The organism is Actinomyces procaprae (genome assembly GCF_004798665.1).
Classification (GTDB): Bacteria; Actinomycetota; Actinomycetes; order Actinomycetales; family Actinomycetaceae; genus Actinomyces; species Actinomyces procaprae.
This window is the reverse complement of sequence record NZ_CP039292.1, coordinates 2,929,019-2,951,838: the sequence shown is the minus strand read 5'-3', so window position 1 is coordinate 2,951,838 and position 22,820 is coordinate 2,929,019. Positions and strand designations below refer to the sequence as shown.

17 protein-coding genes are annotated in these 22,820 nt (G+C 64.4%); 9 read left to right on the top strand and 8 right to left on the bottom strand.

Features of this window, described 5'->3' with window-relative positions:
* Positions 1-10: 10 nt before the first annotated feature.
* Positions 11-1,981 (top strand): right-handed parallel beta-helix repeat-containing protein, encoded by a 1,971-nt coding sequence (locus E4J16_RS12090; protein ID WP_136314118.1) that lies wholly within the window; start codon positions 11-13, stop codon positions 1,979-1,981.
* A gap of 65 nt (positions 1,982-2,046) precedes the next feature.
* Here the strand turns inward: E4J16_RS12090 and E4J16_RS15995 are convergent, their stop codons facing one another.
* From E4J16_RS15995 to E4J16_RS12060, 6 genes are all read right to left on the bottom strand, one after another.
* Positions 2,047-3,747, bottom strand: coding sequence for a DUF6571 family protein (locus E4J16_RS15995; RefSeq protein ID WP_338028854.1), 1,701 nt, complete (start codon positions 3,745-3,747; stop codon positions 2,047-2,049).
* A 124-nt stretch (positions 3,748-3,871) separates the two neighbouring features.
* Positions 3,872-5,557 (bottom strand): DUF6571 family protein, encoded by a 1,686-nt coding sequence (locus E4J16_RS12080; protein ID WP_136314116.1) that lies wholly within the window; start codon positions 5,555-5,557, stop codon positions 3,872-3,874.
* A gap of 127 nt (positions 5,558-5,684) precedes the next feature.
* Complete coding sequence (locus tag E4J16_RS12075; RefSeq protein ID WP_136314115.1) at positions 5,685-7,790, bottom strand: DUF6571 family protein; 2,106 nt, start codon at positions 7,788-7,790, stop codon at positions 5,685-5,687.
* Positions 7,791-7,833: 43 nt separating this feature from the next.
* A complete protein-coding gene (locus tag E4J16_RS12070) occupies positions 7,834-8,175 on the bottom strand; it encodes a hypothetical protein (RefSeq protein ID WP_136314114.1) in 342 nt (113 codons plus the stop codon).
* 90 nt (positions 8,176-8,265) lie between these two features.
* A complete protein-coding gene (locus tag E4J16_RS12065; protein WP_240038137.1) occupies positions 8,266-9,000 on the bottom strand; it encodes a hypothetical protein in 735 nt (244 codons plus the stop codon).
* Positions 9,001-9,348: 348 nt separating this feature from the next.
* The gene (locus tag E4J16_RS12060; RefSeq protein ID WP_136314113.1) at positions 9,349-10,050 is read right to left on the bottom strand and encodes a hypothetical protein; all 702 of its coding nucleotides are present in this window, start codon (positions 10,048-10,050) and stop codon (positions 9,349-9,351) included.
* A gap of 198 nt (positions 10,051-10,248) precedes the next feature.
* On the opposite strand from E4J16_RS12060, the gene chvE reads away from it, so the two are divergent.
* The 3 genes from chvE to mmsB are packed head-to-tail and all read left to right on the top strand — an operon-like array spanning position 10,249 to position 14,263.
* Positions 10,249-11,370 (top strand): multiple monosaccharide ABC transporter substrate-binding protein, encoded by a 1,122-nt coding sequence (chvE, locus tag E4J16_RS12055; protein ID WP_136314112.1) that lies wholly within the window; start codon positions 10,249-10,251, stop codon positions 11,368-11,370.
* On the top strand, positions 11,370-13,010 hold the full coding sequence (mmsA, locus tag E4J16_RS12050) for a multiple monosaccharide ABC transporter ATP-binding protein (protein ID WP_136314111.1): 1,641 nt from the start codon (positions 11,370-11,372) through the stop codon (positions 13,008-13,010). Before chvE ends, mmsA begins: the two co-directional genes overlap by 1 nt.
* On the top strand, positions 13,007-14,263 hold the full coding sequence (gene mmsB, locus E4J16_RS12045) for a multiple monosaccharide ABC transporter permease (protein ID WP_136192575.1): 1,257 nt from the start codon (positions 13,007-13,009) through the stop codon (positions 14,261-14,263). Before mmsA ends, mmsB begins: the two co-directional genes overlap by 4 nt.
* A 204-nt stretch (positions 14,264-14,467) precedes the next feature.
* Here mmsB and E4J16_RS12040 read toward each other — a convergent pair whose 3' ends face one another.
* Positions 14,468-15,538: a LacI family DNA-binding transcriptional regulator gene (locus tag E4J16_RS12040; protein WP_168709503.1), complete on the bottom strand. Its 1,071-nt coding sequence runs from the start codon at positions 15,536-15,538 to the stop codon at positions 14,468-14,470.
* A gap of 458 nt (positions 15,539-15,996) precedes the next feature.
* On the opposite strand from E4J16_RS12040, the gene E4J16_RS12035 reads away from it, so the two are divergent.
* The 3 genes from E4J16_RS12035 (at position 15,997) to E4J16_RS12025 (ending at position 19,649) form a co-directional block, all read left to right on the top strand.
* Complete coding sequence (locus tag E4J16_RS12035; protein WP_136314110.1) at positions 15,997-17,679, top strand: ABC transporter substrate-binding protein; 1,683 nt, start codon at positions 15,997-15,999, stop codon at positions 17,677-17,679.
* Positions 17,680-17,868: 189 nt separating this feature from the next.
* On the top strand, positions 17,869-18,723 hold the full coding sequence (locus E4J16_RS12030) for an ABC transporter permease (RefSeq protein WP_240038469.1): 855 nt from the start codon (positions 17,869-17,871) through the stop codon (positions 18,721-18,723).
* Positions 18,724-18,791: 68 nt separating this feature from the next.
* Complete coding sequence (locus E4J16_RS12025) at positions 18,792-19,649, top strand: carbohydrate ABC transporter permease (protein WP_204519836.1); 858 nt, start codon at positions 18,792-18,794, stop codon at positions 19,647-19,649.
* A 125-nt stretch (positions 19,650-19,774) separates the two neighbouring features.
* Here E4J16_RS12025 and E4J16_RS12020 read toward each other — a convergent pair whose 3' ends face one another.
* The gene (locus E4J16_RS12020; RefSeq protein WP_136314108.1) at positions 19,775-20,800 is read right to left on the bottom strand and encodes a LacI family DNA-binding transcriptional regulator; all 1,026 of its coding nucleotides are present in this window, start codon (positions 20,798-20,800) and stop codon (positions 19,775-19,777) included.
* 174 nt (positions 20,801-20,974) lie between these two features.
* Here E4J16_RS12020 and E4J16_RS12015 point away from each other — a divergent pair, with 174 nt between their 5' ends.
* Both E4J16_RS12015 and E4J16_RS12010 read left to right on the top strand, forming a co-directional pair.
* Complete coding sequence (locus E4J16_RS12015) at positions 20,975-21,904, top strand: carbohydrate ABC transporter permease (protein WP_136314107.1); 930 nt, start codon at positions 20,975-20,977, stop codon at positions 21,902-21,904.
* A gap of 3 nt (positions 21,905-21,907) precedes the next feature.
* The gene (locus E4J16_RS12010; protein WP_136192569.1) at positions 21,908-22,804 is read left to right on the top strand and encodes a carbohydrate ABC transporter permease; all 897 of its coding nucleotides are present in this window, start codon (positions 21,908-21,910) and stop codon (positions 22,802-22,804) included.
* The last annotated feature ends 16 nt before the right edge of the window (positions 22,805-22,820 follow it).

The following is a 22,820-nucleotide window of genomic DNA, read 5'->3' as shown; positions in this document are numbered from 1 at the left end:
CGAGCACAACATGTCCACTGTTTTCCACGTATCCCCGTCCGGCTCCGATGCCGCGCCCGGCGACGCCGCCGCCCCCTTCCGCACCATCAACCGCGCCGCCCGGGCCGCCATGCCCGGCGACACCGTCCTCATCCACGAAGGCACCTACCGCGAGTGGGTGCGGCCCCCGCGCACGGGACTCGACGGCGACCGGCGCATCACCTTCGCCGCCGCCCCCGGAGAGCACCCGGTGCTCAAGGGCTCGGAGGTCGTGACCGGCTGGGAGCGCGAGGGTGACGGCGTTTGGCGGGCCGTGCTGCCGGGCGCCCTGTTCGGCGACTTCAACCCGTTCGCCGAGCCGATCGAGGGCGACTGGATCGTCTACGCCTCCCGGCAGGCACCGCGCAAGCACCTGGGTGAGGTCTACCTGAACGGGCGCAGCCTGTTCGAGGTGACCAGCCGGGCGGAGGTGGACGCTCCGCCGCGCCGCACCCAGGACGTGGACCGGTGGACCTGCACCCCCGAGCCCGTACCCGACCCGGACTGGACCCAGCGCGTCTGGTACGCCGAGGTGGGGGAGGAGACCACCACCGTGTGGGCGAACTTCGGGCAGGCGGACCCGAATGAGTCGCTGGTGGAGGTCAATGTGCGGCGCAGCGTGTTCTACCCGGAGGTGCACCACATCAACTACATCACGGTGCGCGGCCTGGAGCTCGCCCAGGCGGCCACCCCCTGGGCGCCGCCGACGGCGGATCAGCCGGGACTGATCGGCCCCAACTGGGCCAAGGGCTGGGTGATCGAGGACTGCGACATCCACGATGCCAAGTGCTCCGCCGTCTCCCTGGGCAAGGAGAACTCCTCCGGGGCGAACTGGGCGGCCGAGCGCCTGGACAAGCCCGGCTACCAGTACCAGCTGGAGGCGGTGTTCGCCGCCCGCCGGGTGGGCTGGTCCAAGGAGCTGATCGGCTCGCACGTGGTGCGCCGCAACCACATTCACGACTGCGGGCAGACCGGCATCGTCGGGCACCTGGGCTGCGTGTTCTCCGTGATCGAGGACAACCACATCCACCACATCGCCACCAAGCGCGAGTTCTACGGCTACGAGATCGCCGGCATCAAGCTGCACGCCGCCATCGACACGGTGCTGCGCCACAACCTGATCGAGGACTGCACCCTGGGCACCTGGCTGGACTGGCAGGCGCAGGGCACGCGCGTAACGCGCAACGTCTACCGGCGCAACACCCGCGACCTGTTCATCGAGGTCAGCCACGGGCCCTACCTGGTGGACCACAACGTGTTCGCCTCACCGGTCTCGCTGGAGGGGCACTCCCAGGGCGGTGCCTATGTCAACAACCTGCTGCTCGGCGTGGTCGCCAACCAGCCCATCATTGAGCGGCCCACGCCCTACCACCTGCCGCACTCGACGGCGGTCTCCGGCTATGCGGCGATCCGCGGCGGGGACGACCGCTACATCGCCAACCTGTTCCTGTCCACCGTGGGGGAGGCCGCCTTCGTCGATCCGCCCGCGCACCGGCGGATCAGTGATGGCACCGCCCTGTTCGACGCCCATCCGCATGGCGTACAGGCCTACCTGGCGCAGGTCAACGACCCCTCCAGGGGGGACCACGAGCGCTTCGAGGGCGTGGAGCTGCCCGTGCACGTGCGCGACAACGCCTACGGCAACGGCGCCCCCGCCTATGCGCAGGAGGCGCGGCCGGTCCACCTGGGGCGGGTGCGCGCCCTGGTTGAGGATGCCACCGACAACGGCGTCGAACTGGTTATCGAGCTACCGGAGTCTTTTGCCGCGGCCGCCTCGACGACGGTCGCCGGGCGGAACCTGGGGCGCGCCTGGTACCCCGACGCCGCCTGGGAGAACCCCGACGGCACCGAGGCGTTCGCCGACGTCGACCTGACAGGCGAGCTCAAGGAGCACGACGCCGCCTACCCGGCCGGGCCGCTGGCCGGCCTGAGGCCGGGGGCGAATCGCGTGCGGGTCTGGTGATTCAGGCGCGGATCGGCCCGCTGTCGCTCCGGACGAGGGCGGCAGCGGGTCTGAGCGCTCGCGAGTCAGCCGCCGTACTTACTCCCGGATCGGTGACCATGCATGTAGCCGTTGCCGAAGTCGTCGGTGATGTCTTCGAATACGTAGTCGCCGGTGGCTGCTTCCACCATTTCCACCCACGTTGACACATCGTCCGCGGCCATGGTGGGGTCGTCGGCTTGGGTCAGGTCGATGGTGTGGGTGCCGTCAGGCTTGGTGACGATCCAGGTGAAGGTCTTCGCTCTGTTGCCGTTGTGGTCGTTGTAGCCGGTGATGGTGTAGTCCTCGGGGTCCAGCAGCCCCGCATTAGCAGCATCCTGGATGGCCATGGCGGATAGTTGGTTGTCGTCTGTGCTGTGGCCGGTGATGAGGGCGTGATTGTAGGTGTTGGTGCCGGTCTTGTTCTCGGTGAGGCCGGCGAGGTAGCTGATGGCGTAGACGGCTCGTTGGTAGGGGATGTTGATGGCGTCGACTCTAGGGTCATAGTCATCATTGACGGTGCCGGGTTTGGGACTGGTGGTGGTGTTGAGGTTGGTTTGTGCCTGGGTGCGAGCGTACTCGGCCAGGGCGTTGGCGATGGTGCTGGCGGTTCCGGGGGTGTCGGTGATGCGCCAGGCCAGGGCGGTGATGGGGGTGGGGTCGACGGGTTCGTAGATGGAGGGCTGGCGTTCGAACCAGTTGTTTCCGTAGTCGCAGGTGGGGGTGTGCCAGGACTTGTAGGAATTGTCCTGGTTTAAGGCGCAGGTGACCTCGGCGGGGCTATTGGCCAGTAGGGTGGCGATGGCTCTCTCGGTGGCAGGGGTGTACTGGTCCTCGGTGGTGCTGGCGGCAAGATACGTTATGGCTTGGCCGGCGAGCTGGTCGGCCTGTTGGCGGGTGCCGGCGGTGGTGCTGGGGCGCAGGGTTGTGGCGGCGGCGATGGCGGTGGTGTAGGCGGCTAGGCCCTGCTGGTCCCACTGGCGTTGGGACAGTTGCTCGAAGCGCGGCCGTCCGGCGCTGGCGGGGGTGCCGGTGAGGTATTCCAGGGCGGTTTGGGGGTGGGCGGCGATGGCGTCCAGTACCCCGGTGAGGGGGTCGAAGGAGTAGCCGGTCAGGTAGCCGCCCAGGGCTTGCTTGCCGAAGTGTGTCAGGTCGGGGTAGCTGGTGTTGGCGTACCCCCGGTAGCGGCTGATCGTGTCGGGGTCTATGCCCGCCAGCTCGTCGGCCAGGGCGGTCAGGAACCCGTGGGCAAACCCGCCATCAGCATCTGCTGCACGGTCGGCCTCCTCGCCGCCAGCGCCGACTGCTTCAGTGCCAGTGGTGTCGGCTTCTGTATCCGCGGCGGGGGCCGTCAAGATCGCGTTGAGGGCGGTGATGCGGCCCCACTCGCCCTTGTCCGCCACGGATCCGGCGACGGCCGCGGCCATGGTCTCGCAGGTCTGCTCGTCCCAGGTGGTGGATGCCGCCGCGAGGATCCGGCCGAGCAGGTGGGCGAGCTCCTGGCCGTCGGGTACGGCGCCCGCCAGGGGCAGGCCGGCGAGGTTGTCCGCCCCCAGGGCAGTGATGAACTCATTTGCCCACACCGGATCACCGGCATGCGGGCCAGCGGCCTGAACCAGCTCGCTCACCCCGGCGCCGCCGGTACCGCTGCCGCGGGCCGCCTCAGACAGTGCCTGCGCCGCCCGCCCACCAGAAGAGGCCATATCAGCTGCGGCAGAAGAAACCGTTGGCCCTGAGGCCCCCGCCACCGTGCCAGTGCCAGCAGCACACCCCGACAGCGCCAACCCGGTAACCAACACCACGGCAACACCAAGACGGACACGACGACCAGGACCACGCCCGAATCGGCCGACCCTAGCCGCCACACGCGAGTCAGCCACCGTACTTGCTCCCTAAGTCATAACCGCGCGTGTAACTGCCACTGAAGTCGTCGGTGATGTCTTTGAACACGTAGTCTCCGGTGGCTGCTTGCACCATTCGTACCCATGCGGATACCTCGCCCGCGGCCATGGTGGGGTCGTCGGCTTGTGACAGGTCGATGGTGTGGGTGCCGTCGGGTCTGGTGACGATCCAGGTGTAGGTCTTACTACTGTCCCCGGTGATGGTGTAGTCCTCGGGGTTCAGCAGGCCAGCGTTGGCGGCGTCCTGGATGGCCATGGCGGATAGTTGGTTGTCGTCGTTGGTGTGTCCGGTGATGAGGGCGTGATTGTAGGTGTTGGTGCCGGTCTTGTTCTCGGTGAGGCCGGCGAGGTAGCTGATGGCGTAGACGGCTCGTTGGTAGGGGATGTTGATGGCGTCGACTCTAGGGTCATAGTCATCATTGACGGTGCCGGGTTTGGGACTGGTGGTGGTGTTGAGGTTGGTTTGTGCCTGGGTGCGAGCGTGCTCGGCCAGGGCGTTGGCGATGGTGCTGGTGGTTTCGGGGGTGTCGGTGATGCGCCAGGCCAGGGCGGTGATGGGGGCGGGGTCGACGGGTTCGTAGATGGAGGGCTGGCGTTCGAACCAGCTGTCTGCGTGGTCGCAGGTGGGGGTACGCCAGGACTTGTAGGGGTTGTCCTGGTTTAAGGCGCAGGTGACCTCTGCGGGACTGTTGGCCAGAAGGTTGGCTATGGCTCTCTCGGTGGCGGGGGTGTACTGGTCCTCGGTGGTGCTGGCGGCAAGATACGTTATGGCTTGTCCGGCGAGCTGGTCGGCCTGTTGCCGGGTGTCGGGGCTGGTGCTGGTGCGCTGGGTTGTGGCGGCCGCGATGGCGGTGGTGTAGGCGGCTAGGCCCTGCTGGTCCCACTGGCGTTGGGACAGTTGCTTGAAGCGCGGCCGGTCGGCGTCGCCGGCAGTGCCGGTGAGGTAGTCCAGGGCGGTTTGGGGGTGGGTGGCGATGGCTTCCAGTACCCCGGTGAGGGGGTCGAAGGAGTTGCCGGTCAGGTAGCCGCCGATGGCCTGCTTGCCGAAGTGTGTCAGGTCGGGGTAGCTGGTGTTGGCGTACCCGCGGTAGCGGCGGATCGTGTCGGGGTCTATGCCCGCCAGCTCGTCAGCCAGGGCGGTCAGGAACCCGGGGGCAAAGGCGTCATCAGCATCCGCGGCACTGTCGGCCTGCTCGCCGCCGCCAGCGCCGACTGCCTCGGCGCCAGTGGTGTCGGCTTCTGTATCCGCGGCGGGGGCCGTCAAGATCGCGTTGAGGGCGGTGATGCGCCCCCACTCGCCCTTGTCCGCCACGGATCCGGCGACGGCCGCGGCCATGGACCCGCGGGTATCTTCGTTCCAAGTGGTGGATGCCGTCGCCAGTATCCGGCCTAGTAGGTGGGCGAGGGCCTGACCATCGGCAACGGCACCGGCCAGAGGCAGGCCGGTGAGGTTGTCGGCCCCCAGAGCAGTGATGAACTCATTTGCCCACACCGGATCACCGGCATAGGGGGCCGCGGCCCGAACCAGCTCACTCACTCCGACCCCACCGGTGCCGCTGCCTCGGACCGCCTCAGACAGCGCCTGCGCCGCCCGCCCACCAGAAGACACCAGCTCCACAACATCAGCGGAAGCCGCCGCCCCCGAAGCGCCCGTCACCGCGCCAGTGCCAGCAGCACACCCCGACAGTGCTAACCCGGCAGCCAGTACCACCGCAGACGCCCCCAGCCGGACACGGCGCGCAGAACCGAGCCCGATCTGGCAAAACCTAGCTGTCTTATAGGAGTCAACCACCATAGTTACTTCCCCGACTATAACCACGCTCATAACTGCCGCTGAAGTCGTCGGTGATGTCTTCGAATACGTAGTCGCCGGTGGCTGCTTCCACCATTTCCACCCACGTTGACACATCGTCCGCGGCCGTGGCGGGGTCGTCGGCTTGTGACAGGTCGATGGTGTGGGTGCCGTCGGGTCTGGTGACGATCCAGGTGAAGGTCTTCGCCCTGTTGCCGTTGTGGTCGTTGTAGCCGGTGATGGTGTAGTCCTCGGGGTTCAGCAGCCCCGCATTAGCCGCATCCTGGATGGCCGCGGCCTGCAGGCCCTTGTCCATTCCGCTTGGAGCGGCGGAATCGACCTGGGCGGCGTCATACTCCACCACGGGCGCCAGCAGCGTGGTGGCCACGGAGTATCCGGCAGACGCTCCGGCTACCATGGTTGGAGGGCCGCCAACGATGCCGAATCCGGCACCGGCGACCGTGCTGAGCACGTTGAGTGCGGTCTTGGCTGCCTCACTGTGGTTGTCTGCTGTATTCTTGGCTTTGGAGTTGAGGTCGTTTGCCTTCTTGTCCGCCAGCCCCGCAAGATACCCCGCCGCTACGGTAGCTCGATCGTATGCTTTGTTGATGTCAGCGATTTGGGTGTCGGGGTCACCGGCATGATTGGCGGCATCCTGCAGTGCTCGGTCGTGGGCGTATTGTGCGAGCTGGGCGGCTATGGTCGCGGTCGCGTCGCAGGAGTCAGCAACACGATAGCCCAGGGCATTAAGGTCCGCGGCTGTGGCAGCCGGGAGCTGCTGTTGCGTATTCGGGTCAACCGGATTTCGATCGTCGTTCCATGCGCGTGTGAGTTCTGCAGGGCAGTTGGCCAGTAACAGGGCGACACGGGCCTTGGCGTCGTCGTCGTAGACGACCTCTTTGTTGTTGGTGGCCAGGTAGTGGATGCCGTATCCGGCAACGTTGTCGGCGCGCTTGCGCGTGGTAGGGTCGGCGGAGGGACGTTGGCTGGAGGCGGCGGCAACGGCTGCGGTGAAGCCGGAGAATCCCTGCTCATCCCAGCCGCGCTTGGACAGCTCCTCTAGCAGTGTCATGTCCGCCCCGTCGCCGCTTTCGGACGCCTTGGCCAGGTAGTCGAGGGCGGCTTGCGGGTTGTTGCCCATGGCGTCCAACACGCCGGCCAGTGGGTCGAAGGACTGACCGCCCAGGTAGGGGCCGAGATTCTTCTTATCGTAGCCGGCGATGTCGCGGTCCGTATTGGGGTCCGTGGCGCGTTCGGAGCAGGACTTGACCGCTTTCCAGTCGATGTCATCCAGACTGTTCGCCAGGGCGGTAAGGAAGGCGCTGTTGAACTCCAGATCGTTAACGTGGTCACCGTCGGCGTCATGCCCGTCGAGCATGGCGTTCAGAACGGTTATGCGCCCCCACTCGCCCTTGTCATCGACGGACTCCTTGATCGTGGTCGCCATTGACTCACAGGTCGCTTTGTCCCATGTGGTCGAGGCGGAGGCCAGCAACGTGCCCAACAGCTCGGCCAATTCCGTGTCGGCCCCCGGTTTCGTGTTCAAGTCCCCAGACTCGTCGCTGACGGTGTAGTGCTCAGCGACATCCAACGGGAGGCTGGTCAGGTTCTCCGGGCCGAGCGCGTTGATCAGCGCGGCCGCATAAGCGGGGTCGCCTGACCGTTCCCTCATGGCCTCAATGACTTGGTCATAGGTGCGGCCGTTGGACTTAGCGCCAATCGAGCCGTCGATGATGGTTTGCAGGTCGTGGGCGTCGATGGTGGCCTGCGACCAGGCTGTCAAGTCATCAATCGAGTTGATGGCGGTGTCGTCCGGGACCTCGCAACTGATGCCCCCGTCAGTGGTCATGCTGCCGACGCCGGACTCGTTGACCGCTACGATCGCGTCTTTGGCCTTCTTCAGATCGTCCGCCCTGGCATCGACACCATCAATGGCGTCCGTCGCTGCTGTACGGAAGTCACTGATGTCCATGGGGTCGTGCCTGAACTCGAACTCGTCATCAATCCTGAATTTAGCGGTTTTGCAGTCGTCTGCGAAGTCTCGTAAATCCTGAATTACGGTATCCAGCTTGTCGGGGTTCAAGTACAGTACTGCCATCTCGGATTCACGCTCCTATTCGTTCCCGGGTTCTTCACTCATTTCATTCTGACTCATTGGGCCAGTTTACTGCCGGGTCACTCTCGTCGAGTTCCTCGGGCAGTGCCGTGATCGCAGCGTTGATCCGGTCGAGCAGATCGCTGAACACGGTGTCGACCGCATCAACATCGGTCTTCGTGTCTTCAGCAGAGGTGTTTGCCAACGGGCCGGTCCACGTGTCGGAGGCGTTAACCGCCGAACTGAACTCGGAGCCCTTAGAGCCCTGAAAGATGTCGCGCGCGATGTCCCAGGTTGCAGAGTTGGTTTCGAACCCGAGATCCTGGTTCTTGTGTGACACGTATTCGCTGAGCTTCTCGAGAGCTTGCCGCTTAGGGTTGGCGACCATTCGAGTTGCCTCCATTCGATCGATTGGTTTGTGCCTGTCAACAACTTTCTGTTCGCAATCGAGTGCCGGTGTCCGATTGTGTGTAGGCTGTCATGGTTGTTTGGTTGGTCTGGTGTTGAGGGTTTGGATTTCGGCGACGGGGATGTTGGTGGTTGTGCTGGTGGTGTGGGTGTCCATGGTGCCGGTGGCGCCGTCGGTGGCGGAGTAGGTGATCGCGTAGGACACCTTCACGTCCACCGGGGTGACATTGTCCTTGAAGTGCGCGCTGGAGCGATCGAAGATGATGACGCAGTCGGTGCCGGTCCGGTCGTTGTCCTCACTCCAGGGGATGCCGAAGCCGGTGCATTTGGCGGTGCCGTCCTTGGGTTGGAGGGTGAGCATGGAGGCGGTGGCGGTGATGGTGGCGGTCACGGGGCCGGCGGTGGCGGTCACGCGTACTTCTTTGGGGGTGTCGCCGGTGGCCCACACCCAGGTGTCCCAGCCCACGATCGTGGCCCGCAAGTCCCCCACCATGGGGTTGTAGCCAATCGTGGCGGTGGGGATCGTGACCGCATCCCACGCCGCCCGCGCCAACGTCGCCCCATCGATCACCGACTCCGGAGCCGCCCCGCCAGCGGGCACCCATACCGGCGGATGAGAAGCCACGTAGTCCTGAACCACGTCGTAGAAGTCGCGCGGGTCGTCGTCGGCCATGTACTCCGAGGAGCAGGTCGCGACGTACCAGTAGCCTTCGGTGTCATCCGCGTGCGACTCGTAGTCAGGGTAACGGGCCTTCTGCTCCTCCAGCGCCTTCGGGTCTGGATTGTTGTTATTGCGATGGTACATGTCCGACTCCGCGCCGCTTGGTGAGTCAAGCCACTCGGCCGTGTCAGCGCCGGACAGGGCCTTCGTGTGCCAGCAAACCGGATGCACGCTCGCCGTTACCGTCTGTGAGGAGACCGTACCGCCACCCGAACCGGAACCATCCGCCGCGGCCGACACGAACTGCGCTGACACCGCAATCTGCACCGAACCATCCCCACCCGACGAAACCGAACCAGAAGCACCAGAAGAAGGGCCAGTGTCGGTATCGGTCGCTCCGCCTCCTAGGGCGACGGCAGGAGCGCCGATGGCGCCGAACCAGAACCCCAAGACCAGAACCAGGATCATTACCGGATTAAAGTGATTCATGGGTCATACCACGCATTCATTGGTGGAGAGCGTTTTCTCGACAGAGGATTTCCAGACGTTATTCTCATTCGCCATCGTGACTATTATGTCATAACGGGAGCGTGATTCGTTCGTACTTATGTCTTGTCCTGATGCGTCGTATGTTGTGATGCCGGAAAGGTCTTCGCATACCCTCACTTCGGCTGTACTTTGGGAGGTGTCGAAGGTGACGACTGCCACTTCGCTGATCGCTATGCGCACCGTTCCCTGATCTGTCTTGCCGTTGAGGTTCTCGAAGTTTTCCTTTATGTTTGCTAGAACATCGCCGGTAGCAACAGCTTGCGCGTTTTCTACGCCGGTGCCGGTGAACCAGATGTTCCAGGTTACTTGGTCGTAGTTGATGAAGGCCTTGAGTACTTCGGTTTGCTGCTCGTCGAGGTCTTCGGGGATGGAGGTGACTTCGTAGCGGTCGGTGGACAGTGACTCCGCCGTCACTATGCCTGCAGCCTCCGCCGAGGCCGCAGCAGACGCGGACGCCGCCGCGGCGGCAGCCGACTCGGACGCCTCCGCCGAGGCCATCGCCTCGGGGTCAAAGGTGCCGATGCCCAGGGGGTTGTCATTGGAATCGGACGAGCACGCCACCAGCGGCGCACACGCCAGCAGCAGCGCCACCGCACCGGCAGCGGAGCGCCGGAAGCCGGGAGTGTCAGTGGGGAAGTGACGCATGCGTAGCTCCTCGCTCGTGCAAACTTGCGCGTAGGCAACGTCATCGGGACGTTATGAAGTGTGGCATGTTTGCCCGCGGTGCACAAGCGCTGTGGGGCCGGCGCGTGGCCGGGTTGTCACGACTACGTATAAGTGCTAGCGTGAAACTAAACGGATCGCAGGGTCCGTCCATCGCATCACCCGGGGCGAGGAGGCCTCATGTCGAATCTCTCGCGCAGGTCGTTCATTGCGGGCGGGTCCGTCACGGCGGCAGCGCTGCTGGCGGCGTGCACCGCGGAGCGAACGGCCGACTACTACGGCGACACGGCCGGCGGCGCAGGTGCGCTGATCGGCGTCTCCATGCCGACCAAGAACCTGGAGCGTTGGAGCCGGGACGGCGAGAACCTCAAGCGACTGCTCGAGGACCTCGGCTACGCCGTCGAGCTGCAGTTCGCCGACAACAAGGTCGAGCAGCAGAACTCCCAGATCCAGACCATGCTCAACAAGTCCCCGGCCGTGATCGTCGTCGGCGCCATTGACGGCTCCGCACTCGGCCCAGTGCTCCAGAGCGCCGCCGGCCTCGGGATCAAGGTGATCGCCTACGACCGCCTCATCCGAGACACCGAGGCGGTCGACTACTATGTCACCTTCGACAACTACAACGTCGGCGCCATGCAGGGGCAGTACATCGTGGATGCCCTCGAACTTGACACCGCCTCCGGCCCCTTCAACTTCGAGCCCTTCGCAGGCTCCCCAGATGACAACAACGCCCGCTTCTTCTTCGAAGGCGCCTGGGACGTGCTGAGCCCCTACATCGAGTCCGGCAAGCTGGTCTGCCCATCGGGAAAGATGCCCTCCAGCGTGGACGACTGGCAGTCCATCGGCATCCAGGCGTGGTCCAACACCACCGCCCAGTCGGAGATGGAGAACCGGCTCAACTCCTTCTACTCCACCTCTCGGCGCGTCGACGTCGTGCTGTCGCCCAACGACGCCATCGCCCTGGGAATCGGGCAGGCCCTGGCCTCCGCCGGCTACCGTGACGACACCTGGCCGGTGCTGACCGGGCAGGACGCCGACCAGGCCAACGTCTCCAACATCGTCAAGGGTCGCCAGTCCATGACGGTCTTCAAGGACACCCGGCTGCTGGGGGAGCGCTGCGCCACCATGGTCGACCAGATCGCCCGGGGACAGCAGGTCGAGGTCAACGACACCGAGTCCTACGACAACGGGCAACTGGTGGTGCCCTCCTACCTGCTCGACCCGGTGACCGTCGACGCCGACAACGTCCAAGAGGTCCTCGTCGACTCCGGCTACTACACCGCCGCCGAGGTGGGACTGTGATGGCGGCCGACCGCAGGAATCCGTCCGCAACGGCGCCTGCTCTGGAATCGCCGTCGTCCACGGACACCATCCTGGAGATGCGCCACATCACCAAGGCCTTCGGCGAGTTCAAGGCCCTGGAGGACGTCAACCTGAAAGTGCGTCGCGGCGAGATCCACGCGATCTGCGGCGAGAACGGCGCCGGCAAATCCACCCTGATGAACGTGCTGTCCGGGGTCTGGCCCCGCGGCACCTACGACGGCGACATCGTCTACGACGGCGCCGTGCGCGAGTTCCGCTCCATCCGGGACTCCGAGGCCGTCGGCATCGTCATCATCCACCAGGAGCTGGCGCTCAGCCCCTACCTGTCGGTGGCCGAGAACATCTTCATGGGCAACGAGAAGGCGACCCACGGCGTAATCGACTGGGATGCCACCAATGAGGCCGCCGTCGAGCTGCTGCGCGAGGTCGGCCTGGACATCCAGCCGCAGACGCGGGTAGCTGACCTCGGCGTCGGCCAGCAGCAGCTGGTGGAGATCGCCAAGGCGCTGTCGAAGGACGTGCGCCTGCTGATCCTCGACGAGCCCACCGCCGCCCTCAACGACGACGACTCCGCCCACCTGCTCGACCTCATGTGGGGCCTGCGTGAGCGCGGCATCACCATGGTGATGATCTCCCACAAGCTGGCGGAGGTGGCGGGCGTCGCCGACCGCACCACCGTCATCCGGGACGGGCGCACCGTTCACACCGCGCCGTTGCACGGCGTCGGCGCCATAGACGAGGACGAGATCATCCGCCTCATGGTCGGCCGCGAGCTCTCGAGCCGCTTCCCCGAGCACGTTCCCCACGTGGAGGGGGAGGTGCTCCGGATCGAACACTGGACCGCCCACCACCCCATCGATACCGCCCGGGCCGTCGTCGACGACGCCGCCCTGACGCTGCGGCGCGGAGAGATCGTCGGGCTCGCCGGCCTCATGGGAGCCGGACGCACGGAACTGGCCATGAGCCTGTTCGGGCGCTCCTGGGGCACCAACATCTCCGGACACGTCTATAAGGACGGCAAGGAGATCTCCACCGCCACCGTGCGGCAGGCCATCGACAACGGTCTGGCCTACGTCACCGAGGACCGCAAGGTGCTCGGACTGAACCTCATCCAGGACGTCAAGACCAACACCACCGCCGCCGCCCTGAACAAGGTCTCCTCCCGCGGAATCGTCGACGACGCCGCGGAGGAGGAGGTGGCCGAACGCTACCGGCGCGAGCTGCGCACCAAGACGGAGTCGCTCGCCACGCCGGTCGGCTCCCTGTCCGGGGGCAACCAGCAGAAGGTCGTCCTGGCCAAGTGGATGTTCTCCGACCCCGATGTCCTCATCCTCGACGAGCCGACCCGTGGCATCGACGTCGGCGCCAAATACGAGATCTACCAGATCATCAACCAACTGGCCGATGCAGGAAAGGCCATCCTCGTCATCTCCTCGGAGCTTCCCGAGCTGCTGGGGATATGCGACCGCATCTACACCATGAGCCAAGGCCGGATCACGGGGCAACTGCCCCGGGCCGAGGCCACCCAGGAGAACCTAATGAAGCTCATGACCGTCGAGAAGGACGTCGCCGGCCGGGGGTCCGCGCCGCGCATGGAACAGGAAGGGGCGGAGCAGTGAGCCAGCCGAATTCAGCCGACATCACGACGTCGGAAAGCAAGGTCGAGCGTGCCTCGGGGCGTGGCGAGAATGTCCCCGGTGCCGGGGCCAAGCTGCGCGAGTCCCTCGGCCGCAACCTCCGCCAGTACGGAATCCTGGCCGCGCTGGTCGCGATCATCATCTTCTTCCAGATCCTGACCGGCGGGCTGCTGCTGGCGCCCAACAACGTCGCCAGCCTCATCCAGCAGAACGCCTACGTGATGATCCTGGCGGTCGGCATGGTCATGATCATCATCGCCCGGCACATCGACCTGTCGGTCGGCTCGATCGTCGGATTCGTGGGCGGCGTCATCGGCCTGCTGGTGGTCAACTCCGGGGTGCCGTGGCCGGTGGCCGTGCTGGTGGCGATCGTGATCGGTCTGCTCATCGGCTGCTGGCAGGGTTTCTGGGTGGCGGTCATGGAGATCCCCGCCTTCATCGTGACCCTCGGCAGTATGCTCATCTTCCGTGGACTGACGGTGGTGCTGGTGCAGCGCACCGTCTCCGGACTGCCGCCCAGCTTCGTGTCCATCGCCAACGGCTCGCTGCCGGCCTGGCTGGGGTACTTCAAGAACTACGACGGCGTCACCATCCTGATCGGCGCGGTCGCCATTGCCGGGCTGGTGCTTACCCAGCTGCGCTCGCGGCGCCGCAACCGTGCGGCCGGGCGCGCAGTGGACCCGGCCGGAGTGGTGGCTGCGCGCCTGCTCGTGTTCGCGGCCGCGATCGGCTTCTTCACGATGCTGCTCGCCTACTCGGCAGGCGGCACGCCGATCGTGCTGGTGATCGTCGGCGCGGTGATCCTGATCTACTCCTTCGTCATGAACAAGAGCGTGTTCGGACGCCACATCTACGCCGTCGGCGGCAACCTGAAGGCCGCCCGCCTGTCCGGTGTGAACGTCAAGCGGGTGGACTTCCTGGTGTTTGTGAACATGGGCTTCCTCGCTTCGTTGGCGGCCATCGTCACTACTTCGCGCGCTGGTGCCGCGGTCTCCACCGCCGGCAACCTGTACGAGATGGATGCCATCGCCGCGGCCTACATCGGCGGGGCCGCGGTCTCCGGCGGTGTGGGGCGGGTATCGGGTGCCATTATCGGTGCCTTGATCATGGGCGTGCTCAACATGGGGCTGTCCATCATGGCGGTCGACTCCGCCTGGCAGCAGGCCATCAAGGGCCTGGTGCTGGTGCTCGCCGTCGCCGTGGACATCGCCGGTAAGCGTCGCAGTGCCGCCTGAGTGCGGCCCCCCGGCTGTTATGGGGTTGGGGTCGGATTCCGGATCGTCCAGCGCGCAGTGCGCGATACAGATCATCGCGCTCAGGGGCAGGCCTCCTGGTTGGGCATCGTCACCTGTGCACCTGTGGCACCAGCAGGGGCTTCACCGCCCGGACTCTCTCCCGGCTGCCTGTGGCCGAATTCGGTAGGCAAGACATGCGCCCCGCTACCGCGACGACGGTGGCGCCGTAGTCGAACGCCGAACTATGAGTCGAGTCGGGAACCGGGAGACGGGGTGAGAGACCGACTCATCTCCTTGGCGACGGGCGAGGATGATGCGCACTGCCTCTGACGCCATTTCCTTCAGCGGCTGTTGCACGGTGGTCAGCGGAGGGGTGGTCCAGGCGGCTATATCGACGTCGTCGAAGCCCACGATGCTGAGGTCCTCCGGTACGGCCAGGCCGGTGTCGTGAGCCGCCCGATGTACGCCGATGGCGCAGGCGTCCGCCCCTGCGAAGACGGCCGTGGGGCGCTCGTCGGGCGGCATGGCGAACCACTGCCTGCCGGCCAGATATCCGGTCTTGACCACATAGGCGCCCCGCGCGGCAAGGCGCCGATCGGGACTCAGACCGTGATTCCGCATGGCTGTGAGGAATCCGCGAAAGCGGTCCTGTGCGGGTATGGACGCCGGAGGACCGCCGATGACAGCGATGCGTCGGTGGCCCAGTCCGATCAGATGCTCTGTCGCCGTCAGTGCTCCCTCCCAATTTGCCGATTGTACCGGCACGACGCCGTGTGGCAGCGGAGATGTAGGGTCAATGGAGACGACAGGCAGGTGATTGTCGGCGGCGGCACTGACCTGACGGACACTGAGGCGCGTAGTGGTGGTGATGACCCCGAGGTAATCACGCCGGTGAAGCTGAATGAACCACTGTTCGCTCAAGGGTTGTAAGGTGCTGCGGCTAACTGCCGGTATGTTGGCGGAGGTGACGGCGATGACAGCGCCGACAGCGCGACTCGCTTCGGCGGCGCCGTCGATGATCGATAGGGCGTAGGCGCTGCGCAGATCTTGAGCGACTAATGCAATCGCCGGTAGTTGGAGAGGACGTCTTGAGGGAGGCGGGCTATAACCGAGACGCTGGGCAACCTCGAGGACTTGCTGACGGGTCGCTTCCGCGACATCCGCGCGGTTGTTGAGCGCCTTGGAAGCGGTGGGCATGGAAACCCCGGCCTGTGCGGCGACGTCTGCGAGCGTGACGCGTCTAGCCCCGGACACTTGTGTCTGCGAGTCGTTCACGAGGCTCCTTCCCGGCCTGGCGTACAGGCACGTGTCCTCCAGCGGGTGTGCCGGCGGGCCGATCAGGGGGTCGAAGTCCCGGCCGCACGAGCATGCGCAAAGGAGCATGCCGACTGGAACCATATTTGTAGTGCAGGATAACAATAGGGTGCGGGTGCGTGGAGGCACTGGCTGATCCGCCGATGTCCAGGCGGCGGGAGCAGCAGTTGTGGGCGGCGTCCGTCTCGGCTTCGAAAACCTTCGAAAAGCTTGTTTGCCGGTGTTGCGGATCATAGTCTCTTAGCGAGCAACAACGTTGCCAAGGTCGTTCCCTATGGCTCTGCAGGTCCTTCACAATCCACAAACGGAGTGCGCAGGAAATGCGTGTCGGCAGGAACCGATCGCGCTGCGACCGCTGAAAGTGGTGTTGGAACGGCTCCACGCGGTTAGCGGTCCAATCAGTCTCAATGAGGAGAATCATGCCGGACAGCTTCGGGCTGGGGTTGATGTCCAGCCGTCGACAGTTCATGAGTATCTCGATGGTCGCCGCCGTGACCGCCGTCCTGGCCGCGTGCGGGGGCTCTAGCGGAGGCGATGCCGCGGTAGACGTGGAGAAACAGTCGGTGGGTGCCATGGATGACTTCACTGCCGGGACGACCTTCAAGGCAACGGAGCCCATCACCTTGTCGCTGTTGTGGACCGACTGGCCTGAGTACATGGTCACCGAGGACTCCCCTTTCATGCAGGAGCTCCAGAGGCGCACCAATGTCTCCTTCACACTCACCCACATCCCGTTGAGCGATCACGAGGAGAAACGCAGTCTGCTCATCAGTGCCGGTGACGCTCCTGAGATCATCCCCCTGGTCTACTCGGGTCAGGACGCGCCCTTCGTGTCCTCCGGGGCGGTTCTACCGATGAGTGACTACCTCGACTACATGCCCCATTTCCGCAAGCTGGTCGCGGACTGGGACCTTCAGGAGCTGGTTGACAACCTGAAACAGGCGGACGGGAAGAACTACTCTCTTCCGGGTCTCCAGGAAGTCTCCGTGCCGGTGTTCACTGTAGTTATCCGCAAGGACGTGTTCGATGAAGTCGGTGCCGGCGTTCCGCAGACATGGGATGAAATGCGTGATGCGCTTCGCCTGATCAAGCAGCGCTACCCAGATTCCCAACCGCTCGCCGATGGCTTCGAGGGTCAGGCGCTGTTGAACTACGCAGCTCACGCCTTTGGCGCGGTGGCCGGCTGGGGGTTCGGCAATGGAATGATCGATGATGGCACCGGGGCGCTGACCTACTCCGGATCCAGTGATGGGTACAAGCAGATGCTCGAGTACTTCCGCGGCCTGGTGGAGGAGGGCCTGCTGGACACCGAGTCCATGACCACTACCGGCACCACGCAGACTACCGGCACCATTGCAGAGAAGATAGCCAACAACAAGGTGTTCGCGGCGTCCGGCAACAGTCAGACGGTGATTGAATTCGCCCAGGCTATGGAGGGCACATTCGGTGCCGGTAAGTTCGAGCTCCTGCAGATTGCTGCTCCCGGGGGCCCGGCCGGCCAGATCGTCGAGCCACGCAGCTTCTGGCACGGGTTCATGCTTAACTCCTCGCTCCGCGACTCCGACCACTTCCTGGCCACGATCCAGTTCCTGGACTGGCTCTACTACAGCGAGGAGGCCCGTGAATTCGTCATGTGGGGAGTCGAGGGGGACACCTACACCAAGGACGACGAGGGGGCGATCACTCTCAATCCCGATTACTCGCTTTCGGTGTACAACATCAATGTAGGTGCGCCGACAGACTTACAGAGCGATCTGGGCTATGCGAGTGACGTGTTGGCCTACGGGACTGAGAGTCGGAGGCTCAAGGAGTCCTACAACAGCGAGGCCTTCGTCGCATACATGGACGACGTCCTGACCAACCGCACGCCGCGCTCTCCGATGCCTCCCGCGCCGCTGGACGAGGCCGAGCTGGAGCAGGCCTCGTTGCTGTCCACGCCCCTGAAGGACATAGTAGACACCAACACCCTGAAGTTCATCTTAGGCCAGCGCGACATGTCCGAGTGGGATGCCTACGTTGGCGAGCTGGAGGCCCGAGGTCTGCAGAGTTACGTGGACCTGATCAACGGGGCGCGTGAGCGCTTCGCGCAGAACAACGGTTAGAACGCGGTTCCGCGGTAATTGCCCCGTGAGCGTAATACGCGTGGGGGAGAAAGGGGACGGTACGGTATGGGATTGGCAGTACATGCCCGCACCGCCGTGCGCAGGGATGAGTCGCCCCGGGGCGGGAGACGTCGGAGGGCGAGATATACCTGGCGGCAGGCATTTGCGCGGGACTGGCAGTTGTACACGATGGCCTTAGCGCCGCTGGTGTTCCTCATCATCTTCCGGTACGGCCCGATGCTGGGCAATATCATCGCGTTCCGCAGATTCCGTCCGGGTGGCAGCATCTATGGTGAGGAATGGGTTGGACTGCGCTATATCGAGACGTTCGTGAATGATCCGACCTTTTGGAAAGTGTTCACCAATACCGCGATTCTCGGCGGTCTGACACTGGCGGTGTGCTTTCCCCTGCCGATCGTCCTCGCGTTGATGCTCAATGAGATTCGCAGGGCGAAATTCAAGCGGGTGGTGCAGTCGATAACCTATCTGCCGCACTTCCTGTCGGTGGTAATTGTCGCCGGGATGGTGATTCAACTGCTGTCACTGCCCGGTACTGTCAACCAGATCATCCAGGCAGCGGGCGGGGATGCCATACCGTTCCTCCAACGGCCGGAGTGGTTTCGCGCGATTTATGTCGGCTCCGAGGCCTGGCAGACGATGGGGTGGGGGACCATTCTGTACTTGGCGGCGCTCACATCCATAGACGAAAGCCTGTACGAGGCGGCGAAGATCGATGGTGCGAACCGCTGGCAGCAGACCTGGCATGTGACACTGCCGGGGATCCGGCCGACCATGATAACGCTACTCATCCTGAACATCGGTGGATTCCTCAATGTGGGGTTCGAGAAGGTGCTGCTCCTGTATAATCCCTTGACTTACCAGACCGGCGACGTCATCTCGACCTACCTGTACCGTGTGGGTCTGGTATCCAACAATATGAGCTATGCGGCCGCGATCGGCCTCTTCCAGGCGATCATTGGCTTGATCATGGTGATGTCGGCGAATCTCGCCTCACGGCGACTGGTGGGAACGAGCTTGTGGTGAGCGTGTCAGAGAGACTGTATGGCAAGGCTGATGGGAGTGCTGCAATCGGCCCGAAGGACACTCGGGGCGTGCGAGCATTCCAGGTATTCAATGCCTGTTTCATGGTGGTGCTGTGCGCCGTCATGCTGTACCCCTTCGTGATGGTGTTGGCGCAGTCCTTCAGTTCGGCGGCGGCAATCCGCTCGGGACTGGTCAGCATAGTTCCCGTCGGTTTCAATGTGGATACTTACGTGGCGGTGTTGACCAACGGAACCTTCTGGCGGAACTACGGAAATACGGTACTCTACACGGTGCTCGGTACTGCGCTGGCCATGGTGCTCACGACGAGCTATGCGTATGTGCTGTCGAAGAAACACCTCAAAGGACGTGGTGCGCTTATCGGCATTGCTGTTTTCACCATGTTCTTCAACGGGGGCATCGTTCCCAACTACGTCCTGCTGTCGGCGTTGGGGATGAAGAATACCATTTGGGCCGTGGTGGTTCCCGGGGCGTTGTCCGTGTTCAACCTGCTGGTCATGAAGTCATTCTTCGAGAACCTTCCGGTGGAGATGGAGGAGGCTGCGCAGATCGACGGGCTGGGGTGGTATGGGATCTTCTTCCGGATCGTATTGCCGCTTTCCAAGGCGGTTATCGCCACAATGGTGCTGTTCTACTCGGTGCAGTATTGGAATGACTGGTTCGGCGCCTTCCTCTACTTGAACAAGAGTGAACTCTTTCCGATCACTCTTTACCTGCGTAATATGATCGCAGGCGCCTCGAATGCCGCCTCGGAGGGGGCTGCCGCGGCGGGATCCACCTCTACTCAGATCGCGGCGAATATCCAAGCGGTTACAATGACATTGACCGTGTTGCCGATCCTGTGCGTGTACCCGTTCGTGCAGCGGTACTTCGTGACCGGAGTCATGCTGGGGTCAGTGAAGGGGTGACTGTGGCCGGCTGTGATGGAGCTTTTCCGGTTTGCGGTCCGGCATACGTTCTCGGCGACCAGGACTTCGGCTCGGCCACATAGTCCGGGGGTGCTGGGATTGGGGCGGCGAGTGACGGTATCCACCTAAAACCGCCGCGGCGCCGCCGTGGAGGCTCGCACCACGAGGGAGGTCGGCACCAGCTCCTGGCCGGTCTCGGCCACCCCGGTGCTCATCATGCGCACCAGGCGGGCCATACAGGCCCGGCCCATACCAGCAAAGTCCTGGTGCACGGTCGTCAGCGGGGGAGCGAAGTCGGCGGCAAGGGGGATGTCGTCAAAGCCGACCACCGACAGGTCCTCCGGGACGTGCCGCCCCAGATCCTGTGCGGCGTGCAGCAGTCCGAGTGACATCTCGTCATTTGCGCAGAAGACGGCAGTGCAGCTCGGATCCTTCAGCAGAGCCAGGGCCGCCTGGTAGCCGGAGCCGGCCGACCAGTCCCCGTGAGCGGGCTCGGGCACCCGCCGTCCCGTCTCGGTGAGTACCTCCCGCCAGGCCTTTTCACGGCGCTGCGCGGAGTAGGAGTGGGCGGGGCCGGTGATGTGGTGGACGGTCTCGTGCCCCAGCGCCAGCAGGTGCTCGACGGCGGAACGGGTGCCGGCGGCCTGGTCGGTGTCGACTACGGCGTGGTCGGGGCCCAGGGCGGAGTCGACCACGACGAGGTGCTCAACGTCCGGGATGGTGAAGGACGCGTCCTCGGAGTCGTCCGGCATCGACTCCATCACCAGGATGACGCCGTCCACCAGCAGCTCATGCAGGCGGTCGAAGGCGCCGGAGACGGAGGCGGTGGTGCGTGCCTGGGGGGCCAGCAGGGTGACGGTGTAGCCGTGGGCGGAGGCGGACTCGGAGATCGCGGCGAGGATCGAGGTGTTGCCGGTGGCGGTCAGGGCGAACATGACCACCCCGATGTTGCGGAAGCTGCCGCGCTTGAGGGCGCGGGCGGCGGCGTTTGGGCGGTAGCCGAGCTCGCGCATGGCCGCGACCACCCGCTCACGGGTTTCTGGAACCACGCCCTCGTACCCGTTGGACACGCGTGAGACGGTCTGTGCGGAGACGCCGGCCTGCCGGGCCACGTCCGCCATGGAGACCTGACGACGGCGTCGGGCTGGCATGGCAACCTCCTAATGGCGAGAGAGCGTCATCGTAACGGTTGACAGGGTCAACGTTGATGTGACAAGGTAACATCTGTTCATGATGTTTGCGCAACCATTCGCATGACTGCAACTGATTACGCAAACACTCCTAACTCATGCCACTCCGCTCAGTGCAGAGACGGAAGGACAAGGATGTCGGCGATCCCCGTCGCAGCGAGCACGCCCAGTGCCGCACCACCCAAGCAAGCGCCCGCGCGGCGCCCCAGACGCCGCTGGACCGGATGGGGCTTCGTGGGCCCCTTCATGCTGGTCTTCGCCTTCGTCTTCCTGGCGCCCATCCTCTACTCGATCTACCTCAGCCTGTTCCAAAAGCGCATGGTGGGCGGCAACCAGTTCGTCGGCCTGGACAACTACACCCAGCTCCTGGCCGACCCGCAGTTCTGGGAGGCCTTCCGGCGGGTGGCCCTGTTCCTGGTGGTCCAGGTACCGATCATGCTCACGCTGTCGCTGCTGGCGGCGCTGGCGATCGACTCCCTGAAGCTGTACGGCACGGCCTTCTTCCGCATCTCCATCTTCATGCCCTACGCCGTCCCGGCGGTGGTGGCCGCCCTGATGTGGGGCTTCATGTACGGCAACCGCTTCGGCCTGGTCGGCTCGCTGTCCGACTTCCTGGGCGTGAGCATCCCCGACCCGCTGGGCGCAAACATGATCCTGGTGTCGATCGGAAACATCGTCACCTGGGAGTTCGTCGGCTACAACATGCTGATCTTCTACTCCTCGCTGAAGACCATCCCGCACAGCCTGTACGAGGCCGCCGCCATCGACGGCGCCAGCGAGTGGCGCATCATCACCGCCATCAAGATCCCGGCGCTGCGGGGCGCCCTGGGTATCGCCACGATCTTCTCCATCATCGGATCGTTCCAGCTGTTCAACGAGCCCTCGATCCTGCAAAGCCTCGCCCCCAACGCGATCACCACCTACTACACGCCGAACTACTACGCCTACAACCTCTCCTTCGCCGGCCAGCAGTACAACTACTCGGCCACCGTCGCCATCGTCATGGGCCTGATCACCATGGCCGTGGCCTACTTCGTCCAGCTGCGCGGGAACCGGGAGAACTGAGCCATGAGCAAGAAGACCACCGAGGCCGCCGTCGCCCACCGCGGTTACAACGTCGAGAACCCCCGCAAGAGCTGGCTGCTGACAATCGTGATGGGCCTGATGCTCATCTACACCTACCTGCCGCTGCTGTGGCTGTTCATCTCCTCCACCAAGACCCAGGGGGACCTCTTCTCCACCTTCGGGCTGTGGTTCGGTCACGACTTCGCCCTGTGGGACAACATCCGTGAGGCGCTCACCTACAACGACGGCCAGTTCGTGCGCTGGTTCCTGAACACGCTGATGTATGTGGTTCTGGGCGCCGGCGGCTCCGTGCTGCTCTCGGTGCTGGCCGGGTATGGTCTGGCCAAGTTCGACTTCCCGGGTAAGAACGCCGTCTTCGCCATCGTCATCGGCGCCGTCGCCGTCCCCGGCACCGCGCTCGCGGTCCCGACCTTTCTCATGTTCGCCAAGTTGGGGCTTACCAACACTCCCTGGTCGGTGATCATCCCGTCGCTTATCTCCCCCTTCGGCCTGTACCTGATGTGGCAGTTCACCCGCGACGCCGTGCCCACCGAGCTGCTCGAGGCGGCCCGGATCGACGGCGCGAGTGAGTTCCGCACCTTCCGCCAGGTGGCTCTGCCGCTGCTGGGCCCCGGCATCGTGACGGTCTCCCTGTTCGCGATCGTGGCCACCTGGAACAACTACTTCCTGCCGTTGATCATGCTGAAGGACGCCAGCTGGTATCCGCTCACCATCGGTTTGAACGCCTGGAACGCGCAGGCCGCTACGGCCGGAGGGCAGGCGATCTTCAACCTGGTTATCACCGCCTCGCTGCTCACCATCATTCCGCTGATCGCGGCCTTCCTCGGCTTGCAGCGCTTCTGGCAGGCCGGCCTGGCCTCCGGCGGCGTCAAGGAATGATGCCGCCACTCCAAGC

What these genes read in the sequence shown, in the direction of transcription:
- E4J16_RS12090 (WP_136314118.1), top strand. Translation starts at nt 11, where the DNA reads ATGTCCACTGTTTTCCACGTATCCCCGTCCGGCTCCGATGCCGCGCCC.
- E4J16_RS12075 (WP_136314115.1), bottom strand. Translation starts at nt 7,790, where the DNA reads ATGGCAGTACTGTACTTGAACCCCGACAAGCTGGATACCGTAATTCAG.
- E4J16_RS12070 (WP_136314114.1), bottom strand. Translation starts at nt 8,175, where the DNA reads ATGGTCGCCAACCCTAAGCGGCAAGCTCTCGAGAAGCTCAGCGAATAC.
- E4J16_RS12065 (WP_240038137.1), bottom strand. Translation starts at nt 9,000, where the DNA reads ATGTACCATCGCAATAACAACAATCCAGACCCGAAGGCGCTGGAGGAG.
- E4J16_RS12060 (WP_136314113.1), bottom strand. Translation starts at nt 10,050, where the DNA reads ATGCGTCACTTCCCCACTGACACTCCCGGCTTCCGGCGCTCCGCTGCC.
- chvE (WP_136314112.1), top strand. Translation starts at nt 10,249, where the DNA reads ATGTCGAATCTCTCGCGCAGGTCGTTCATTGCGGGCGGGTCCGTCACG.
- mmsA (WP_136314111.1), top strand. Translation starts at nt 11,370, where the DNA reads ATGGCGGCCGACCGCAGGAATCCGTCCGCAACGGCGCCTGCTCTGGAA.
- E4J16_RS12035 (WP_136314110.1), top strand. Translation starts at nt 15,997, where the DNA reads ATGCCGGACAGCTTCGGGCTGGGGTTGATGTCCAGCCGTCGACAGTTC.
- E4J16_RS12030 (WP_240038469.1), top strand. Translation starts at nt 17,869, where the DNA reads ATGGCCTTAGCGCCGCTGGTGTTCCTCATCATCTTCCGGTACGGCCCG.
- E4J16_RS12020 (WP_136314108.1), bottom strand. Translation starts at nt 20,800, where the DNA reads ATGCCAGCCCGACGCCGTCGTCAGGTCTCCATGGCGGACGTGGCCCGG.
- E4J16_RS12015 (WP_136314107.1), top strand. Translation starts at nt 20,975, where the DNA reads ATGTCGGCGATCCCCGTCGCAGCGAGCACGCCCAGTGCCGCACCACCC.
- E4J16_RS12010 (WP_136192569.1), top strand. Translation starts at nt 21,908, where the DNA reads ATGAGCAAGAAGACCACCGAGGCCGCCGTCGCCCACCGCGGTTACAAC.